The 19338-nt window shown below is 33.8% G+C and carries 21 protein-coding genes, 5 tRNA genes and 1 pseudogene; 16 read left to right on the top strand and 11 right to left on the bottom strand.

Going from position 1 to position 19338, the window contains the following annotated elements; translation table 11 throughout:
* Nucleotides 1-96: 96 nt before the first annotated feature.
* Nucleotides 97-975, bottom strand: a complete 879-nt coding sequence (locus AC1MPL_RS09135) for an ATP-binding protein (RefSeq protein WP_479765540.1) — start codon at nucleotides 973-975, stop codon at nucleotides 97-99.
* A gap of 182 nt (nucleotides 976-1157) precedes the next feature.
* Between AC1MPL_RS09135 and AC1MPL_RS09130 the strand changes: the two genes are divergently transcribed.
* The 7 genes from AC1MPL_RS09130 to AC1MPL_RS09100 all read left to right on the top strand — a co-directional run bounded on the left by AC1MPL_RS09130 (nucleotide 1158) and on the right by AC1MPL_RS09100 (nucleotide 4075).
* Nucleotides 1158-2636 (top strand): DUF3336 domain-containing protein, encoded by a 1479-nt coding sequence (locus AC1MPL_RS09130; RefSeq protein WP_479765539.1) that lies wholly within the window; start codon nucleotides 1158-1160, stop codon nucleotides 2634-2636.
* Nucleotides 2626-3402: a protein kinase domain-containing protein gene (locus AC1MPL_RS09125; protein ID WP_479765538.1), complete on the top strand. Its 777-nt coding sequence runs from the start codon at nucleotides 2626-2628 to the stop codon at nucleotides 3400-3402. The genes AC1MPL_RS09130 and AC1MPL_RS09125 overlap by 11 nt, the downstream gene beginning before the upstream one ends.
* A gap of 108 nt (nucleotides 3403-3510) precedes the next feature.
* Nucleotides 3511-3595, top strand: a tRNA-Leu gene (locus AC1MPL_RS09120).
* Nucleotides 3596-3626: 31 nt separating this feature from the next.
* Nucleotides 3627-3700, top strand: a tRNA-Trp gene (locus AC1MPL_RS09115).
* 39 nt (nucleotides 3701-3739) lie between these two features.
* Nucleotides 3740-3824 (top strand) — tRNA-Leu (locus AC1MPL_RS09110).
* A gap of 55 nt (nucleotides 3825-3879) precedes the next feature.
* Nucleotides 3880-3953 (top strand) — tRNA-Trp (locus AC1MPL_RS09105).
* A 37-nt stretch (nucleotides 3954-3990) separates the two neighbouring features.
* Nucleotides 3991-4075 (top strand) — tRNA-Leu (locus AC1MPL_RS09100).
* A 68-nt stretch (nucleotides 4076-4143) separates the two neighbouring features.
* Here AC1MPL_RS09100 and AC1MPL_RS09095 read toward each other — a convergent pair.
* The 4 genes and pseudogenes from AC1MPL_RS09095 to AC1MPL_RS09080 all read right to left on the bottom strand — a co-directional run bounded on the left by AC1MPL_RS09095 (nucleotide 4144) and on the right by AC1MPL_RS09080 (nucleotide 6642).
* Nucleotides 4144-4347, bottom strand: a complete 204-nt coding sequence (locus tag AC1MPL_RS09095; protein WP_479765537.1) for a hypothetical protein — start codon at nucleotides 4345-4347, stop codon at nucleotides 4144-4146.
* Between the two features lie 280 nt (nucleotides 4348-4627).
* Nucleotides 4628-5023 (bottom strand): annotated as a pseudogene (locus AC1MPL_RS09090) (hydroxyacylglutathione hydrolase C-terminal domain-containing protein); the annotation flags it as partial.
* A 39-nt stretch (nucleotides 5024-5062) separates the two neighbouring features.
* Nucleotides 5063-6228, bottom strand: a protein-coding gene (locus AC1MPL_RS09085) for an IS3 family transposase (RefSeq protein ID WP_479764079.1) whose coding sequence is annotated in 2 segments (ribosomal slippage) — nucleotides 5063-5970 and nucleotides 5970-6228 — 1167 coding nt in all. Because the reading frame shifts where the segments join, the coding sequence is not laid out codon by codon here.
* A 63-nt stretch (nucleotides 6229-6291) separates the two neighbouring features.
* Nucleotides 6292-6642 (bottom strand): MBL fold metallo-hydrolase, encoded by a 351-nt coding sequence (locus AC1MPL_RS09080; RefSeq protein ID WP_479765536.1) that lies wholly within the window; start codon nucleotides 6640-6642, stop codon nucleotides 6292-6294.
* A 169-nt stretch (nucleotides 6643-6811) separates the two neighbouring features.
* Here AC1MPL_RS09080 and pabC point away from each other — a divergent pair, with 169 nt between their 5' ends.
* From pabC to tmk, 3 genes are read left to right on the top strand one after another with little or no spacing between them, the layout of a single operon-like run.
* A complete protein-coding gene (pabC, locus tag AC1MPL_RS09075; RefSeq protein WP_479765535.1) occupies nucleotides 6812-7627 on the top strand; it encodes an aminodeoxychorismate lyase in 816 nt (271 codons plus the stop codon).
* 5 nt (nucleotides 7628-7632) lie between these two features.
* Complete coding sequence (mltG, locus tag AC1MPL_RS09070) at nucleotides 7633-8688, top strand: endolytic transglycosylase MltG (protein WP_479766206.1); 1056 nt, start codon at nucleotides 7633-7635, stop codon at nucleotides 8686-8688.
* Nucleotides 8689-9297 carry a dTMP kinase gene (gene tmk / locus AC1MPL_RS09065; protein ID WP_479765534.1) on the top strand — a complete coding sequence of 203 codons (609 nt, stop codon included), beginning with the start codon at nucleotides 8689-8691 and terminating at the stop codon, nucleotides 9295-9297.
* Here the strand turns inward: tmk and AC1MPL_RS09060 are convergent.
* From AC1MPL_RS09060 to AC1MPL_RS09050, 3 genes are all read right to left on the bottom strand, one after another.
* Nucleotides 9292-9879 carry a uracil-DNA glycosylase family protein gene (locus tag AC1MPL_RS09060; RefSeq protein ID WP_479765532.1) on the bottom strand — a complete coding sequence of 196 codons (588 nt, stop codon included), beginning with the start codon at nucleotides 9877-9879 and terminating at the stop codon, nucleotides 9292-9294. The two genes, tmk and AC1MPL_RS09060, sit on opposite strands and share 6 nt — an antisense overlap.
* Nucleotides 9880-10075: 196 nt before the next feature.
* A complete protein-coding gene (locus AC1MPL_RS09055) occupies nucleotides 10076-10648 on the bottom strand; it encodes an IS630 family transposase (RefSeq protein WP_479766126.1) in 573 nt (190 codons plus the stop codon).
* Nucleotides 10558-10914 carry an IS630 transposase-related protein gene (locus AC1MPL_RS09050; protein ID WP_479763665.1) on the bottom strand — a complete coding sequence of 119 codons (357 nt, stop codon included), beginning with the start codon at nucleotides 10912-10914 and terminating at the stop codon, nucleotides 10558-10560. Before AC1MPL_RS09050 ends, AC1MPL_RS09055 begins: the two co-directional genes overlap by 91 nt.
* A gap of 436 nt (nucleotides 10915-11350) precedes the next feature.
* Here AC1MPL_RS09050 and AC1MPL_RS09045 point away from each other — a divergent pair, with 436 nt between their 5' ends.
* The 3 genes from AC1MPL_RS09045 to AC1MPL_RS09035 all read left to right on the top strand — a co-directional run bounded on the left by AC1MPL_RS09045 (nucleotide 11351) and on the right by AC1MPL_RS09035 (nucleotide 12773).
* The gene (locus AC1MPL_RS09045) at nucleotides 11351-11587 is read left to right on the top strand and encodes a hypothetical protein (RefSeq protein WP_479765531.1); all 237 of its coding nucleotides are present in this window, start codon (nucleotides 11351-11353) and stop codon (nucleotides 11585-11587) included.
* A gap of 124 nt (nucleotides 11588-11711) precedes the next feature.
* Nucleotides 11712-12044 (top strand): hypothetical protein, encoded by a 333-nt coding sequence (locus AC1MPL_RS09040; RefSeq protein ID WP_479765530.1) that lies wholly within the window; start codon nucleotides 11712-11714, stop codon nucleotides 12042-12044.
* Nucleotides 12045-12155: 111 nt separating this feature from the next.
* Nucleotides 12156-12773, top strand: a complete 618-nt coding sequence (locus AC1MPL_RS09035) for a LysE family translocator (protein ID WP_479765529.1) — start codon at nucleotides 12156-12158, stop codon at nucleotides 12771-12773.
* 789 nt (nucleotides 12774-13562) lie between these two features.
* On the opposite strand, the gene AC1MPL_RS09030 is transcribed toward AC1MPL_RS09035, so the two are convergent.
* Genes AC1MPL_RS09030 through AC1MPL_RS09020 form a run of 3 tightly spaced genes read right to left on the bottom strand, consistent with a single transcriptional unit; the run spans nucleotide 13563 to nucleotide 14637 of the window.
* The gene (locus AC1MPL_RS09030; RefSeq protein WP_479766126.1) at nucleotides 13563-14135 is read right to left on the bottom strand and encodes an IS630 family transposase; all 573 of its coding nucleotides are present in this window, start codon (nucleotides 14133-14135) and stop codon (nucleotides 13563-13565) included.
* Complete coding sequence (locus AC1MPL_RS09025) at nucleotides 14045-14401, bottom strand: IS630 transposase-related protein (protein ID WP_479763665.1); 357 nt, start codon at nucleotides 14399-14401, stop codon at nucleotides 14045-14047. The genes AC1MPL_RS09030 and AC1MPL_RS09025 overlap by 91 nt, the downstream gene beginning before the upstream one ends.
* Nucleotides 14402-14433: 32 nt before the next feature.
* Entirely contained in the window at nucleotides 14434-14637 is a 204-nt protein-coding gene (locus AC1MPL_RS09020) for a hypothetical protein (protein ID WP_479765528.1), read from the bottom strand.
* Between the two features lie 370 nt (nucleotides 14638-15007).
* Between AC1MPL_RS09020 and dusB the strand changes: the two genes are divergently transcribed.
* From dusB to cydB, 3 genes are all read left to right on the top strand, one after another.
* Nucleotides 15008-16009, top strand: a complete 1002-nt coding sequence (gene dusB / locus AC1MPL_RS09015; protein WP_479766204.1) for a tRNA dihydrouridine synthase DusB — start codon at nucleotides 15008-15010, stop codon at nucleotides 16007-16009.
* A gap of 547 nt (nucleotides 16010-16556) precedes the next feature.
* Nucleotides 16557-18002, top strand: coding sequence for a cytochrome ubiquinol oxidase subunit I (locus tag AC1MPL_RS09010; RefSeq protein ID WP_479765527.1), 1446 nt, complete (start codon nucleotides 16557-16559; stop codon nucleotides 18000-18002).
* On the top strand, nucleotides 18002-19006 hold the full coding sequence (gene cydB, locus AC1MPL_RS09005) for a cytochrome d ubiquinol oxidase subunit II (protein WP_479765525.1): 1005 nt from the start codon (nucleotides 18002-18004) through the stop codon (nucleotides 19004-19006). Before AC1MPL_RS09010 ends, cydB begins: the two co-directional genes overlap by 1 nt.
* Nucleotides 19007-19338: the final 332 nt, after the last annotated feature.

Raw genomic sequence — 19338 nt, 5'->3', positions numbered from 1 at the left:
ACGACTAATACTAATATGTGTAGTGATATGGCACAGGAGATATCATTTTATGTTCTGATTAAGCAATAAATGATATCTTTATAAAATTTTAAACATTTAATTTTTTTGATATTTTAATTGAGATGAGCCAATCCAATGTTTTGAAAATTGATATGCTGCACGTCCTGAACGTTGTCCTCGCATTTGACACCACTGTAATGCTTGTAGGCGAGCTTCTTGACTAAATTCTAATCCGTTTTTTTCTAAATAATGTTCTACAATTTCTAAATACAGGCTTTGATCCATAGGATAAAATGATAACCACAACCCAAAACGGTCAGAAAGAGATATTTTTTCTTCAATGGCCTCTTGAGGGTGTAGCTCAGTATATTGTGGAACATCTACTCGAGTTGTTGGCGTATTTTCATGCATAAACTCAGGAAGTAAATGACGTCTATTACTGGTTGCATATACAATAAAATTATTATTTCCTGATTGTAATGAACCATCTAAAACACTTTTTAAACTACGATAATTTTCATCTTCTGCATTAAATGCAAGGTCATCACAGTAAACAATAAATTTTTCAGGTCTATCTTTAATTTGTGCTTGAATTATGGGTAGGTCTGCTAGGTCATCTCGTTCGATTTCAATGAGTCTTAACCCGTAATTTTGGTATTGAGTAAGTAAAGCCCTAACAATAGATGATTTCCCCGTTCCTCTAGAGCCTGTCAGTAAAATATCATTTGCAGGTAGGCTTTTTAAAAATTGCTCAGTATTTTGAATAATGACTTCTTTTTGTCTTTGGATGCCCTTTAGATCATCAAGATACATCGTTTTAGGTGAGTGAATAGCAATAAGTTGTTTATTTTGCCATTTATAGGCAGGTGCAGAAAAATCTGTTTCTTGCTTGAGTTCAGGTAGGGTTTGCTTAAGCTGTTGTAAAACGTGCGAAAGTGAATCAATAAGGTGATCAGGGAGTTCTATATGTGCCATAATTGTGTATTATCATTGATTTGTTTTATTACTTTTTAAAATATTTAAAAACAATTTACAAGTAAAGCATAAAAGTTGTATTTCAACTCTTTTTATATTTTATAAAATGTTTTATAGATACAGGTATATTTAGTTAATTTTGCTTAACTACGATCGGGTTAGGTGAAAATTTAGGACATAGAATGTTAAAGCTATTATCACAGCATGCGACAAATTTTCAGCACGCTTATAAAATAAAAAGATTAGAACAGCAGCTTGTACATGCAAATAATTATGAGGAATGGAAAGAAATAGCACAACAACTTGATGAAACATCAGATATACAAGCATGGAAAGAGGATAATGAGTCGACATACTTTGATCGTGATGTGATTACACATCGGTTATTTCTACTCAAAAAATATAAACAACAGGGGCGGATAAAAGACCTCCTAGGTATATTGCATGAGGGACTGACCTATGATGTGGCAAATATCTGTCATCCGATGCTTTTTGTTGTATCTTATTTAGGTACAAAAAAAATTATCGAAGACTATATTGATACTGTTGATCAAAGCCTAAAATATATTGCTGCTGCATCTGATGAAATAATTTCATTGGATGAAAAAGTTAAATTCTTTGAGCTATGTAAGACCGCATATGGTCAGCCTGCATTGATGTTTTCAGGTGGTGCAACATTAGGACTTTTTCATAGTGGTGTTTGTAAAGCGCTGAAAGAGCATAATCTTTTACCAAATGTATTGTCAGGTTCAAGTGCAGGCGCAATTATGACGGCAATGCTTGGTACATTAGACAGTGAAAAATTTAATGAATTGTCTACAGGTGATCAGTTTTATAGTCAGGTTTTTCAGTTTAAATCTTTAAAAATGCTTTTAAAAGATCCAAGCGGTTTTACGGATGTTAATTATTTGAAAAATTTCTTACAAGAACATCTAGGTGATATTACTTTTGCAGAAGCATATGAGAAGTCAGGTCTAGATATTAATATTGCGGTGGCACCTTATAATGCTTCACAAAACCCGCGAGTATTAAATCGTTATATGTCACCCGATTTAATGATTTGGAGTGCTGTATTGGCATCTTGTGCTGTACCTATTTTATTTCCTCCAATTGAACTGATTGCAAAGCGTTATGATGGTAAACACGTACCATTTATGAAAAATACCCGTTGGGTAGATGGCAGTGTAAGAAGTGATTTTCCGCAAGAAAAAATTGCGCGCTTATATAACATTAACTACAGCATCGCGAGTCAGGCAAACCCGCATGTTGTCCCTTTTATGCAAAGTGATGTTGAGCGCTATCGTCAAGATTTGTTAAGTTGGCCAGAGCGTATTGTCAGAAGGCAAGGGAAGGTCTTTGCTAAAGGTGTAATGGATTTTACACGTGAACGTGTTGGTGCTGTGCCACAAGTTCGTCGCTTGCTTGACCATGGTTATGGTATTGTTGATCAATATTATTATGGAGATATTAATATTATTGGTAAATATAACTTTCGCCATTATGGTTATTTATTACAGAACCCAACCCCTGAAATATTTAAAAAACTGCAAAAAGAAGGTGAACGTGCAACTTGGCCTAAGCTATCAATGATAGAGATCTATGCACGTATTGGGAAAGCACTTACGCAGATTCATGCAGATTTATTAAAAAATGAATCTTGAGTTAGTTTCAAAGTCACAAAGTTTAAAATATGGACGCCGTGTTTTTCGCTTTAAAAAAACAGATGGGTTTTATTATTTGAAGTGTCAAAGTGATGTCGGTCATGAACAATTGAGGCAAGGTTTTAAGCGAGAATATAGTTTTTATATTAAAAATCAGAAGAATCTTTTTCTATTACCATTTGAAAAAGCAAGTCTTACAACATTAGATACATTTGGTCTGTCAGAAAATAATTTTGGTTTTATTCTGCCAGAAGCAAAACCAGTTTTTTTAAATAGAAGCCCGAGTGAATTCAATCTTTATGAAATTGTAGAACACATTTTAAACTTATGTGAGCCTTTGCAAAAATTACATCAAGCGGGATATATCCACGGTGATATAAAAAAAGAACATTTTGTTGAATATGCCGAACGCTTCTGTCTTTTAGACTTTGAACATACGGTTTTAGCTTCTTCTGAAAATAGATGTAGTTTAAATGCAACGCCAAGATACATGGCACCAGAACTTTTTCATGGTAAAAATAAGACAATTCAAACAGACTTATATGCATTGGGTATTGTTTTATATGAATGGTTAATACAGCAGCGCTTAAGTGCATATTCTTATGAAGCGTGGGCCAAATTACATTGTCAGCAATATTTTTTTCAACTGCCTAAAGTTTATGACAAGCTACAATTTATAATTAATGGATTACTAGAAAAACAAAAAATAAATAGATTTCAAACTGTAGATGCATTTAAAGCGTCGATTTACTTAAATTTTATGTAGGTAAAGCATGCTAAGCTTATGTTTTGAATGTTATTTGTGCATGTAAAATAACTTTTGGAAAAAAATACTTGTCATATAAATGACTTCTCTATAATATACACAGCCATTGGGGGCGTGGCGAAATTGGTAGACGCACTGGATTTAGGTTCCAGCGCCGCAAGGTGTAAGAGTTCGAGTCTCTTCGCCCCCACCAGTTTTTAGTAGCAATATGTTATTAAAAATATAGAGGATTGGTGTAATGGTAGCATGACGGTCTCCAAAACCGTTCGTAAAGGTTCGAATCCTTTATCCTCTGCCACTTTTAGGAGTGATTCTAAAATCTGAGTAAATACTCAAAGGGGATGTGGCGAAATTGGTAGACGCACTGGATTTAGGTTCCAGCGCCGCAAGGTGTAAGAGTTCGAGTCTCTTCATCCCCACCATATATTAAGAAGCAAGATAATACTCTTGCTTTTTTATTACTGAGATTTGAGTATTAGAGGATTGGTGTAATGGTAGCATGACGGTCTCCAAAACCGTTCGTAAAGGTTCGAATCCTTTATCCTCTGCCATTATAGATTAGAAAAAATTCTGAAGTGTAAATGTTTAGGGGATGTGGCGAAATTGGTAGACGCACTGGATTTAGGTTCCAGCGCCGCAAGGTGTAAGAGTTCGAGTCTCTTCATCCCCACCATATATTAAAAAGCAAGACTAGAGTCTTGCTTTTTTTGTATTTAAGCGGAGCCGATCCATATAATAAAATTATGCTTTTAAGTGATCTTCAAACTCTTCGCCCAGTTGCATTGCTAATGAGTTACCAGCTAGATCGAAGGTTACAAGACCGTATTCTTTCTTAAAACTAAATGTAAAACCTTTATTGTCAGTTAAGCTTTTTACTGAGTACCCCAATTTTTCTAACCAAATTCGAAAAGCAATTAAGTTTTTTGCTTTAACAACCTTTTTCATGGATTATCTCCTTATTTGTCCTTTCTTATTTATAAGGTTGTATGGTTTATTTTTAAAGGGGGGAGAACTGCAATAAATATGAAAAAAATACGTTTCAAAAAAAAACGTTATAAAATAACAACACTGCTTACAATCTAACTGTAAGTGTAAAACAGACTATTTGTGCCAAAATAATAAATATTTCTATATAATCATATAATTAAGATTTATTCTAAAATCAAAATATTTTATCAATGTTACATTTACACTTTTTGTTATATTGTAAGTAAATATTGCAGTTCTATAGATTATCTTTGAGTGTACGCAAATTTGAAAACGATTCAACCGATTTTGCACGTAGAAATGGGTTGGTTTCTTTTTCTAGAGCAATTGTTGTTGGAAGTGTAATTTTATTGAGCAGTCTTAAATATTCAATGTGCTCTACACGCTCTTGTAATATAAAGTTATCAGGTTCTACAGATAATGCAAATTTTCCATTACTTAAAGTATATTCATGTGTGCAATATACCTGAGTAGTATTTGGTAGTTGTGCGAGTAACTGCAAAGAGTGATACATTTGAGTATGTGTCCCTTCAAAAACGCGACCACAACCCATAGCAAATAGTGTATCTCCAACAAATACGCAGTTTATGCTTGGAATATAAAAGACAATATGACCTAGGGTATGACCAGGTGATGTGTGCTGAATTATCAGGAGACTTTCACTTGGGAGATTTTAGGCAGCCAACTTGCAAAAGTCCTCTGCCATTTGATTTGGTGTCTTAAAATCCAAACCTTTTTGAATTCTTCGTTGATTATAAAATAACTCTATGTATTTTGTAATCTCCGCTTTGGCTTCTTCCCTCGTTTTATAGCTATGATGATGCACCAATTCGTTTTTGAGTATGCCCCAGAAGCTTTCAATCGGTGCATTATCGTAACAATCGCCACGCTTGCTCATTGAACCCTGAAAGCCACATTTTTCAAGTAAGTTTCGATATTCATGACCGCAATATTGGCTGCCTCTGTCTGAATGCACAATGAGGTCCTTAGTTGGTTTTTGATTGCGAATAGCCATATTCAATGCATCACAAACAAGCTTGGCTGTCATACGCTCATTTAAGCTGTAGCCAACCACTTGTTTCGTGTAAAGGTCTTTTACAGCTGCTAAGTACAACCAGCCTTCAGTTGTCCATATATACGTAATATCACTCGACCACGCTTGATTTGGTTTAATCATTGAGAATTGTTGTTCAAGCAAATTTGGATAGATCGCTCGGTTATGGTCACTGTTCGTTGTTCTTTTGAAACGCTTGTGGCGCTTACAATACAGCTGATTTAACTTTTTTATCTGACGAACGGCATAGGCACTAATTTTTACGCCCTGAGCCTGTAAATGCTTGGTTAAACGAATATAGCCATAGCTCTGTTTCGTTTCCTCATGTGCTATTTTGACCAAAATTGCTTGTTGATTTCGCTGAATTGATTGTTTACTCACACCTTGTTTTAGCCAATCATAAAAGCATGAAACTGATACGTGAAGTAAGCGAGCCATCAAAATAATAGGAAATAAGTGTCTTTGCGATTTCATATAGGCGTACCTTACTGACTTTCTTTGGCAAAGTACGCTGCTGCCTTTTTTAGAAATTCACGTTCCATTTCGGCTGTTTTAAGCTGCTGTTTAAGTTTTTTATTTTCTTCGAGTAAAGCATTTAGATCAGGTGAATACTGTTTTGTACCGGCTAAAGTCCCTGCCTTTGCCTTTGTATTCCAGTTCGAAAGGGTTTGCATGGAAATGCCGAGTTCTCTAGCTGTTTGGGATACATTGCCTTGATTGGCTTCTATTGCTTTGATCGCTTCAGCTTTAAATTCTGCCGTATACGTCTTGTGTTTCTTGCTCATGGTAAACTCCTGATGAGTATGTATAGTTTACCAAGTTAAACCCTCCTGTTTTTTCAGCAGACATCAAGGTGTTGCCAAAACTTCAATATTAAAATGATTAAAAGTAAACTGATCCTGATGCTGTAGTGGCTTAGATAAAAAAGGAATTTTCTTCTCCTCTAATTGTGGGCCATATATAGGTAGACTCACATCGTATTCTAATAGTCTTGGTACGCCAGCAGTGTGGTCTTTGTGCCAATGCGTAAGCCATACCTGTTTTATTTTTAAATAATTATTCTTACAGTATTCAATGACAATCTCTCCATCTGTTGGATCTACGACGACAACCTCACGTGTTTTTGTATCTTCAAGTAACCAAATATAATTTTGTAGACTATTTTCAACATCTATTACATGTATATTAAAATGTATCATTAACTGCAATCCTTATGTATTTGATAAATTATAGATGTAAAGAATTGGATCTATAAGACTTACTTATGTAACATAACTTTAATTTATTAAAAAATAAGTATTTTTATAAAAATAAGTATAAAAAATTAAACAAAGAATTTACACTATTAAAAAGTAAGAGAGGGTAGTTATGTTTTGTTTTAAAAATGGTGTAAGCGTAACTCATACTTCATTATTAGATCGTGCTTTTCAGTATGGAGATGGCTGTTTCACTACCATATGTATTGAAAATGGCAAAATACAGCTTTGGTCTAGACATTTAAATAGACTACGTCAATCTGCTGAATGTCTAATGCTTAATTTTGATGAAAATGCTTTAGAAAAACAATTGATTACATCTCTGTCAGAAATTCGGGACTTTAATGGCACTTTAAAAATAATACTTAGTCGAGGTGAGGGACAACGAGGATATGATTTCTCAAGAGAAAAAGAAGTAGATATTTATCTATTATTCTTCCCGAGTTATCAAAAGGTTACACCATATTCAATAATAGCAGCATCCAGTATTTTAAATAATAAAATTGGTATAACAATGCCAAATCTTGTAGGCATCAAGTCTTTAAATAGATTAGAACAAGTTGTTTTGAAAAGAGAAGCAACAGACAGAGGTGTTAAAGAAGCACTAGTTTTAGATATTCAAGATAGAATTGTTGAAGGTATAAGCAGTAATTGCTTTTTGTTGTTAAATGGACAATGGGTTACACCTTATCTTGGTTATAATGGCATACATGGTGTAATGCGTGCTGAAATATTAGATAGAATGAAAGAATCTCATATTATTTGCCAAGAGCGCGAAGTTTATATTGATGAAGTAATCAATATTCAGGCAATGTTCTTTTGTAATGCACTACATCCTATGCAAGCTGTTCAGAAAATAGATAACCACGTATTAGATGATCAAATAACTAAACAATTATTTGATCTATTGAAATTAGACCAAATGTAATAATGATGAATAGAATGGAAAAAAATAGACCTGAAAAGAAAAAAACCAATATACGCTTTTGGTTTGTTGCACTATTTGTCATTGTTGCTAGTTGTTGGATTATTTATGGTTTGAGTTTAGGGCGTCAATATCCTGTTGATGGACAAAAGCAATTTATTTCTATTAATCAAGGTGAAACATATACAGGCTTGATCGACCGTTTAGCACAGCAGAACAAAATTGATTTTCCAACCGTTGTAAAAATTTATCGTAAATTGATGGTTCATGGGACGCTTAAAGCAGGTGTTTATGAGGTTGAAAAAGGAATGACTGTAGTTGAGGTTTTACAGCTGATGTCTAATGCTGAAAATTCTCAAATGAATAAAATTATGGTAATTGATGGGACAACATCTAAACAACTTTTAGATAGGTTGCGTCAAGATCCATTTGTGACCAAAACAATTGTAAATTTACCATATGACCAAATGATGGCAGAACTTGGAATACCTTATAAAAATTTAGAAGGACTTTTAGCACCGAATACTTACTTTTTTAATAAAGGTGAAACAGATAAACGAATTATTTTAAATTTGTATCACCGTCAAATGGATGCTTTAGATCGTGCATGGGAAAATCGTGCTGGCAATCTACCTTATAAAAATAAATATGAGGCGCTGATCATGGCATCTATTATTAAAAAAGAAACAAGTGTAGACAGCGAACTTAATCAAGTTTCAGGTGTGTTTGTACGTCGGCTTCAGCAAGGTATGCGTTTACAAACAGATCCAACAGTAATCTATGGGTTGGGAGACCAGTACGATGGTTCAATTACAAAGCAAGATTTGCGGACACCTACACCATATAATACTTATACAATGAATGGTTTACCACCAACACCAATTGCGTTACCAGATACTAAATCTATAGAAGCTGCGATGCATCCTGATGATTCTAAAAATGTCTATTTTGTAGCAACTGGAAATGGTGGACATAAATTTAGTGAGACATTAGCGGAGCACAATGCGGCAGTTCAAAGTTATTTATCCGTTTTAAAAGCAAAGAAGAATGGAGCAACACCATAAATGTTTATTAGTTTTGAGGGTACAGAAGGTGTTGGTAAAAGCACTTTAATTAAACGTGTACATGAATATTTCTTAGAGAAAAATAAAGAAGTTATTTTAACACGTGAACCTGGTGGCACAGCTTTAGCAGAAAAAGTACGAAATCTTTTATTGCAGGTTGATGATACAGAGGTCATGTGTCCTGATACAGAGCTTTTACTCATTTATGCAGCACGTAGTCAGCATTTAAGTGAAGTCATTTTACCTGCACTTCGTGATGGGAAAGTTGTTTTAAGTGATCGTTTTACAGATGCAAGTTTTGCCTACCAAGTGAAAGGGCGCGGGTTGAGTGAATCAAAACTAGAAATACTCAATCAGACCTTTGTAGAAAGAATGCCAGATATTACGTTATGGTTAGATGCACCTATTGAAGTGGGTATGTCTCGTGCGCGTGCACGCGGTCAGTTAGATCGTTTTGAAAAAGAAAAACTTTCTTTTTTCTCTAAGGTGAGAGAAGGATATGCAGAACTACATCGGCAACAGCCTCAACGTATTTATAAGGTAGATGCGACACGTTCTGAGCAAGAAGTGTTTAGGCAGGTATTAGAAATTTTTGAATCTAAATTATAGTAAGCCGATTTCTTTAAATAATTTTTGATATGCTTGTGCTTTCTCTTGGAGCGCTAAAGGGTAAGCACGAGATGTTGATGGCATTCTATATAGTTTAATATCACGATTTATGAAATGTACATGACTTGACTGTTGTATTGTGGGTGCTTTCGCATAGGTAGGAAAATGTTGCATTAATATTTGAGTTGCTTTCTCTCCTGTAGTCATGATTGCTTTACAGTTAGGTATTGCTGTTAAAAGTGCAGTAAGACTGCTTGGTTCAATCACTTTTAAAAATTTATCCGATGCATTTCCTTTCAGACGTTTGACTCTGTATGCAGTATCAAAAATAGCAATATGATATTCATGAAGAAAAGCTTTAATTTTATCTAGATAAAAGTTTTTATTTGCAACATCTAAAAAGTAAGATACATCTTTAAAGAATAATAGCCCTATGATCCGCCACATATCATTTTGATAATTTGGATAATAAAAATCCATTTTCCACTTATTTTTAGGAGGTGGAAAGCTACCAAGTATAAGTAGTTTAGCTTTTTTAGGTAAAAAAGGATCTAATGGATGGATTTCGATAGTTGGTTGCATGTTATGATATTTTTAACTTATTTGTACTTGACTAACATTATTAATGATGCTGTAAACTCTTACAATACAACTATTTAATTATATCCAAATGAACCTAAATTTTAATATATAATTCAAATATTTAAAAACATAAACTAATTCATAACAAAAGTAGCCTGTTTTAAGTTGAGTGGTAATAAATATATAGTCAAACAATCTAATTACTCATACAGACATGAAAAAACATCTGAAAGAGTCGATCAATACAATCCTCTTGCCATTCTTTTCTCTTTTTCTTAATCCATGCCCATGTCTTTTCAATGGAATTCAAATCAGGACTATAAGGCGGTAACCATAAAATATGATGCCCATGATGTTCTAGTAACTCCTGTGTGTCTGCTCGTTTGTGAAACGTCGCATTATCCATCACAATGATGCTGTGTCTAGGTAATTCAGGAATAAGAAAATGCTCTACCCAGAAATGGAATACATCTGAATTAATTTTACAATTGAATAGCCCAACGCTAAACAACTTATTTTCATACAATGCACCAATGGCATTGGTCTGATTATTTAATTGCCAATTAAATAATCCATAACATGGTGCTCCTTTAGGAGAGTAACCATGAGGTCGATAATCGTGTGATTTAAACCCACTTTCATCAAGATAAACAATGGGATGCTTTTTTTGAAGATGATCTAAAGCTTTGGTGAATGCGGATCTGAGGGATTCTTTTGCTTGTGGATGGCGTAAGGTCTTTTTTTCACTGTGATTCCTAAACGTTTTAATGCATAACCAATAGATGCAGCTGAGCAGGAAAAGCGTACAGCACGCTCATATTGATAATCATCTGGATATTTCTCAACATCAGCACGTAGTGCATCATCCTCAATTTTAAAAGGTTTCCGTGGGCGAGTTCTTTTAACCTCAATTCTTTTTTTCCAACTCAAAATTGTATTTTTATCAATCTCAAATTGTGTCGATACCGCTCGTATGGAATGTCCTTCCTCAAGCTTCGCTATAACTTTTCGTCTAAAATGTTCTGAATAACTCATTTCCATATTGTCTTATATTTTTGATTGTTTGACTATAAATTATGAATTTTCCAAATATTGATGTATAGATATCATCAAATAGGGCATATCAAACATTAAAACTTGGGTTAGTGACTTAAATTTATTACTTACTATTGTTAACGTATCTTAATATCTATTGGTTGCTAAGTAACCGTATTGAAATTTTATTGAAACAATATTGATTAACTAAAAAAAATAGGTATAATAATTTTTATAGGTTAAATATATTTTCATAAAATATATTTATTGACCACCCTCTATTTATAGCCACGTTAATACCCCAATTGCGTGGTTTTTTTTATCTTTTAGAAAGCTAAATAGGTAGATGCAATGGTTTGAAACACTTTACTGCATCACAAATACGGTTTTCTATGGTATCTATAACTCACTTTAAAAGATGCATAGGAAATGTGAAGTGATTGTTACACTAGAAAAAGTATTGGATGGTTCTATTTTAAAGGTATTTACTCAGGAAGTAATTAAGAAAAAAACTAATGGTGATCAAGTAACTGTTGTGGAATGGTATGATGAAAATCAACAGTTAATTCAAGAAAATAATTATCTTGAAGTATTGAAGGAACCTGAGGTTGGAAAAGAAATAGGTTCTTTACTTCTTGAAACAAGATATAAAATTATTGATATTAAACACTAAGATTTTTATAAAATGCGTAAATTTTGCGCATTTTATCTCATCTATTTGGGGGTATTCGCAATATAGAATGAAGATACTCTATTAACAGCTTATACTGAACTATTGAGAATGGAATTTAATAAAGATGTATGAATATAATTATAGAACAGGATGGTCAGATGCTAAATATGATTTTAGTGCTGAATTAAATAGAGAGTTACAAACAACCGATGGGCCAATTACACCAGAGGAAGCAATGGAACGTTTGGGGTATATTTGTGATCCTAGTCTATATTTTAATCCTGAAAATTCCCCTAAATATATTACTGTATTAATAGCAAAAACTGTAAATGTGGATATGTATCAATATATTGTTATTTTCTCTTTATATGCTGATAATTTTGAGTATTTTGGTGTTTCAGATATGCCAAGTTTAATAGAGCTGCTTGGTAAACTTATTCCTATAGTCAGAGCATGATTTTGAAAAACTTGATGCTAATAATACAAACTTATAGATACCTTTAAGTAGTTTTTTACAATAAAAAAATCTATTCTATAAATATAAAAATATTCTACTGGGACATTTTACATGATTGAAATTTTAATTCCTTTTTTAATTGCAATTTGTATTTTAACAATTACACCAGGCTTAGATACAACTTTAATTATTAGAACTGCTAGTTTAGAAACAAAACCGAAAGCATTGAAAACTGCTACAGGAATTGGTTTTGGGTGCATTATTTGGGGAATAGTTGTTGCTTGTGGTCTTGGAGCATTACTTGCAACCTCTGAAATAGCATTTAATATTTTAAAGTGGATAGGTGCTATTTATTTGGCTTGGCTAGGTATAAAAATGATTCTTAATCCAAGAAATTCTCTTGAGTCTGTGAGCGATGTGACAAGTAATGGGAGTCAAAATTGGTTTATAAAAGGTTTTTTAACCAATATTTTGAATCCTAAAGTTGGAATATTTTATATTTCTTTTTTACCACAGTTTATTCCTGCAGGTGGACAGACTGAGGTTTGGGTAATGGCATTGGTTTCTATCCATGTCATCATAGGATTTATTTGGTCTTTTATACTCATTACTTTAATGCGGCCTATTGCAAAATATCTAAAGCAACCGAGTGTTATTAAGAGGCTAGATAGAATTACTGGATCAATATTTTTATTATTTGCCATTAAATTAGCGTTTACCAAACGCTAATATTTTCAAAATAGTAAGTCAAATTATGAGGCTTTTGTTTGACCTAGTATATAAAGTAAGAAATATGGTCAAATTTAGGAAAGATATAATTGTTTTAAAACACTACAACAGGTTGTTGATGCTGTCACATAAGGCATTTCAATATTTTTGAGCAATAGATGACAGAGTAATACAGTAAAAGCTTTTCTTTAATCGATCAGTTTTGGTACTATATGCTTTCGGTTAAGAATACTGCTAAAACAACAACTGTAGTTAGCTCTACCTATACAGTATTATTTCTTGCACCCAAACTTAGATCTATTTATTACTTTTATAAAAGCTTACATTATTTATAATTACAACATTAATTTCTCTTAGTTGATTGAGTAGTCGAATAAACTAACTTATGCACTTCTGTAGTTTTACTCTCTGAAATTATCCTTCGTCATATACTAGAGGTGATTAGCACCTGTATATTCAGTTAAGTTTTGGATTTGTTTTAGAGTGTTATAATATCTTGTTTTATATGATATGAAAGATAGTATTAGTACTTTCAATAGATGTTAGCTCTAGCAAAGGTTTATATGAATCAGGTGAAATATATTTTATTTTTCTAAGAATTAAATACTTGATATAGATATTTTTTCTAGCTTTTATAAAAGCTAGTCGTGAGAGCTTGAAACTCTAAACTTATTGGTAACTATTCGTGATTTGCGTAATCCTGAAAGAGAGTTTTTATATTCATTAATTACACCTTCAATATTTTGCCCCATACATATTCAGCTTCAGTATGAACTATAGTCAAACAATCTAATTACTCATACAGACATGAAAAAACATCTGAAAGAGTCGATCAATACAATCCTCTTGCCATTCTTTTCTCTTTTTCTTAATCCATGCCCATGTCTTTTCAATGGAATTCAAATCAGGACTATAAGGCGGTAACCATAAAATATGATGCCCATGATGTTCTAGTAACTCCTGTGTGTCTGCTCGTTTGTGAAACGTCGCATTATCCATCACAATGATGCTGTGTCTAGGTAATTCAGGAATAAGAAAATGCTCTACCCAGAAATGGAATACATCTGAATTAATTTTACAATTGAATAGCCCAACGCTAAACAACTTATTTTCATACAATGCACCAATGGCATTGGTCTGATTATTTAATTGCCAATTAAATAATCCATAACATGGTGCTCCTTTAGGAGAGTAACCATGAGGTCGATAATCGTGTGATTTAAACCCACTTTCATCAAGATAAACAATGGGATGCTTTTTTTGAAGATGATCTAAAGCTTTGGTGAATGCGGATCTGAGGGATTCTTTTGCTTGTGGATGGCGTAAGGTCTTTTTTTCACTGTGATTCCTAAACGTTTTAATGCATAACCAATAGATGCAGCTGAGCAGGAAAAGCGTACAGCACGCTCATATTGATAATCATCTGGATATTTCTCAACATCAGCACGTAGTGCATCATCCTCAATTTTAAAAGGTTTCCGTGGGCGAGTTCTTTTAACCTCAATTCTTTTTTTCCAACTCAAAATTGTATTTTTATCAATCTCAAATTGTGTCGATACCGCTCGTATGGAATGTCCTTCCTCAAGCTTCGCTATAACTTTTCGTCTAAAATGTTCTGAATAACTCATTTCCATATTGTCTTATATTTTTGATTGTTTGACTATAAAACAGCTTTAATATGGCTTGACTCTTTCAGTACTGTTGATGGTGCAACATCTTCAAGCCCAATAGATGGATCACCTTTTCTGCAGTATAGGGCATGATCTGAAAAATCTTGTCTTGTTAATGAATAGATATTTTTCTCAGAAATGATTAAACTAGCGAGGTAATTAAGTGTCCAAGTTTTTGTCCCTAGCGAAACCATCTGATTCTTCCAAATATTTTTTGATGAGATCAGTCAAGGTTCTGCGTTTAGCAGCAACTTCAGGATTTAATCAATCAGGGTTAACCAATATTTAGCATCACTTTCTTTTTTAAAAGTTCTGGTCTTATTGAATGTAGTTTTATCTGGTCTTTTAATTCGTATCTGTGCCGTGTAAGTAAATTTACCATCTACTTTTTGACGTTTTGTAATGGTTCCCATGCTGTTCGTAGCTAACTTTGGTACTAAATTTGTTTGTTGCTACAAATGCGAAAATTGTAGCATTATTTTAGCAATGAATAGCATAAAATCATTGAGAATGTTAAAGAATATAGGAAATTAAAAATTGAGTAAAAACAATGTAATTAGAGAATTGTTTGATAGATCAATAGATAAGAAGATTTGGGTTGCACCGATGGCAGGTGTAACAGATAGACCTTTTAGAACATTATGTAAATATTTTGGTGCAGGTCATGCAGTTAGTGAAATGATGACGGCAGATAAAACTTTAAGAATGACAAAAAAGAGTTTGTATCGTGCAAATTTTGATGGAGAAATTGCACCAATATCTGCACAAATTGCAGGCTCTGATCCATTAGAACTTGCTGAGGCAGCGCGCTATCAGGTTGCAAATGGTGCGCAGATCGTTGATATAAATATGGGATGTCCCGCAAAAAAAGTATGTAATAAGCTTGCAGGTTCGGCATTACTCCAAGATGAAAACTTGGTTGAGAGAATACTTAGTACGGTAGTTGAAGCTGTGGATGTGCCAGTGACATTAAAGACTCGACTGGGTTTCCTTAATGGTGAAGAAAATATTCTAAGAATAGCAGAGTGTGCTGAAAAATCGGGAATACAGGCGCTTGTATTGCATGGTCGTACACGTGAAGATATGTATTTAAATACAGCACGTTATGATTTGATTGCCCAAGTTAAAAATACCATTAATATTCCTGTAATTGCAAATGGCGATATAGATAGCCCTGAAAAAGCAAAATATGTTCTAGATAAGACTAATGCAGATGCTATTATGATCGGTCGTGCTGCACAGGGAAGACCATGGATATTTAGAGAAACTGCTCATTATTTAAAAACTGGGAAATATTTAGCTGCACCTGAAATACAGGAAGTGCGTAATGTACTTCTTGGACATTTAACTGAACTATACGACTTTTATGGTGAGTATTCAGGGTGTCGTATTGCAAGAAAACATATCGCTTGGTATACCAAAGGGCTACATTCAAGTAATGATTTTCGTCAACAAATGTATAAGGTAGATAGCACAGCTGAACAGGCAAAAGTTGTTGAACAGTATTTTAATCAACTATTGCATCATGGTGAAAGAATGAGTGATGTACAGATTGAGTGTATTTAGCTAGAAAAGATACTTGTATACACCGATCTATATATACAAAGTTAATTATAGTTATGGATGTTAGCTTGAGCGAATAAGTTCTAGTCTTATTGCAGCTTTGTTATATAAAAATTAAGTAGATAGGTGTGTTTATATTCTATAATAGATTATTGACCGTATAACGTAAAATTCCAATATATCAGATACAGTCATTGTGATTTTTTAACTCTATATTTTCTAATAGCAATCTTATTTGGAATTCTGATCTTATAGTTAAGTTTTTGGCTTAAATTCAATAGATGTTGCAGTAGATCATGAAACTGATTTAAAAAAATATTAATATTTGGCATCAAATATGACATAACTCGGTTAATATATACCATTATAAACATGGATAGCATATTGATGCAGTTTATACCCCAATCATCAATGTTTATTAACTAAACAGTTGCAAATTTATCATCTAGCAGTTAGCCAGATCGGTATATTTGCATATGATTTATCGGTAAAGGAAATTTAAGCATGACTTAGTCGAGATGACTAGATCTCATAATCCTGAGGAGGAAATATGTCTCTAGGATTAACAGCACTTGAATTAGCACGAATTCAATTTGCTTTTACAGTTTCTTTTCATATCATTTTTCCAGCGACATCCATTGGTTTAGCATGCTTTTTAGCAGTTTTAGAATGGCGTTGGCTACGTACAAGAAACCCTGTATATAAAGATTTGTTTAAGTATTGGCTTAAAATCTTTGCAGTTGCCTTTGGTATGGGTGTGGTTTCTGGCGTGGTAATGAGCTATGAATTTGGTACGAACTGGAGTGAGTTTTCAAGAATAGCAGGAGGTGTTACTGGTCCTCTACTTACTTATGAGGTACTTTCAGCATTCTTCTTGGAAGCAGGTTTCTTAGGTGTAATGATGTTCGGTTGGGGAAGGGTGAGCGAAAGAGCCCACTTTTTTGCAACGTTCATGGTTGCTATAGGAACTTGTATTTCGATGTTCTGGATTTTATCTTCGAACAGTTGGATGCAGACCCCACAAGGATTTGCTATTGAAAATGGTGTTATTGTACCGAAAGATTGGTTAGCAATTGTTTTTAATCCATCTTTCCCATATCGTTTTGTACATATGGCAATAGCTGCATTTCTTGTTTCTGCCCTTATTGTTGCAGGCTGTTCAGCATGGCATCTGTTACGTGGTCGCCGTGATGAATTGGTTAAAAAATCATTTTCTATGGCACTTTGGATGATTTTGTTTGCAGCACCAGCACAAGTTATGGTTGGAGATCAGCATGGTTTAAATACTTTGCACCATCAACCTGCAAAACTTGCGGCAATTGAAGGTCACTGGGAAACAAATACAAATGAGTCTATGCCACTCTATGTATTTGGTATTCCAGATATGAAAGAAGAAAAAACTAAATATGCAATTGGTATTCCATATTTAGGTAGCCTTGTACTGACTCATGAATTAAATGGTGTTGTTAAGGGCTTAAAAGAGTTTCCTGCAGAAGATCGTCCAAATTCAACAGTAATTTTTTGGACTTTCCGTGCAATGGCGGGTCTTGGTATGCTTATGCTTTTATTAGCGGTAACAGGTTTGGTACTGCGTAAAGGTAAGGCACTTTATGAGAAGTCTTGGTTCCACCGTTTTGCAATTGTAATGGCACCTACAGGATATATTGCATTATTAGCTGGTTGGATTACAACAGAGATGGGGCGTCAACCATGGGTTGTATATGGTGTATTACGTACATCTGATGCAATGTCGCCAGTATCTGCAAACCAAGTAGGTATTACATTAATTATCTTTGTGATTGTTTATACTGTAGTTTTTGGTACAGGTATTTACTATATCTTGAAGCTTATGCATAAAGGTCCTCAGTTTATTCATTCTAAAGCTGAAGAAGTTGGTGGTGTTGGTCATTTTAAAACACCTATGCGTCCTTTAAGTGCAGTTGATGAAGATATTGATGAAGATGACAGTCATGGTAACAAGGGAGGTAAACAATAATGATTGATTTATCTTTAATCTGGGCTGTTATTATTGCGCTTGGTGTTCTAATTTATGTAGTTCTTGATGGGTTTGATTTGGGAATTGGAATTTTATTCCCATTCATTAAGGATCAGCAAGAACGCGATGTAATGATGAATACTGTAGCTCCTGTTTGGGATGGTAATGAAACTTGGATGGTACTTGGTGGAGCTGGTCTATTCGGTGCTTTCCCAGTGGTCTATGGTACATTGCTTTCAGCATTTTATATGCCAATTATGCTAATGCTTGTTGCTCTTATTTTTAGGGGAGTTGCTTTCGAATTTCGTTTTAAAGCACATCGCTCTAAACCAGTATGGGATATGGCATTTATTGGTGGTTCTACATTTGCAAGCTTTATTCAAGGTGTTATTTTGGGTGGATATATCCAAGGTGTTAAAACTGAGAATGGGCTATATGTTGGTGGTGGTTTAGATTGGTTAACACCTTTCTCTCTATTTACTGGCGTTGGTGTGGTAGTAATGTATGCAGCTTTAGGCTGTGGTTGGTTAATTATGAAAACTGATCATGAGCTACAAGATAAGATGTATCGTCTTATGCCAAAGCTTATAATTGCAGTATTATTACTCATTGCAGCTGTTAGTTTGTACACACCATTTGCACACCATACAATTGCACAAAAATGGTTTACTACACCACAGCTTTATTACTTTATGCCTGTACCATTACTTGTAATTCTATTTGGTTTCCTTGCATGGAAGTCTTGTTTTGCACGTGATGACTTTAAACCATTCTTTTATACATTATGTATCATGTTTTTAGCATATACAGGGTTTATTATTTCGTTGTGGCCAAATATTATTCCGCCATCTTTAACAATTTGGCAGGCTGCAGCACCTAGAGATAGTCAACTATTTGCTTTAATTGGTGCATTGGTACTCATACCGATTATCCTTATGTATACTATTATGGGATATTGGGTGTTTAGAGATAAAGTTCGTGTAGGTGATGAAGGTTATCACTAATTTATGAGGGAAATATGAAAGGTTCTCAAATAAAATGGTTTGTGCTTCTATGGCTTGCTGGCGTTTTAGTACTTGCGGTTATTGCAGGCTTATTTAGAGGCTTGTTAATGCTTGCGTATTAGGTGTCATTGAGTTATTTGAATCAATATCCTTCGAAAAAAAAGCCGACTAATTTAAGTCGGCTTTTTTTATTTTAAATTTTGAATGGTTCAGGAGAGTCTCTTTTATGGAATATAGTTCTAGGTATATCTTCTATGTCAAAGAAAAGTATAAAATTTTGTAGTCAAAAGCATTTTAAGTGCTTGTAAAAATTATTTATTAGAATATTAAGT

Source organism: Acinetobacter sp. N1-1, from assembly GCF_056711485.1.
Note: the sequence above shows the minus strand (reverse complement) of the source record. Positions and strands in the feature narration are given on the sequence as shown.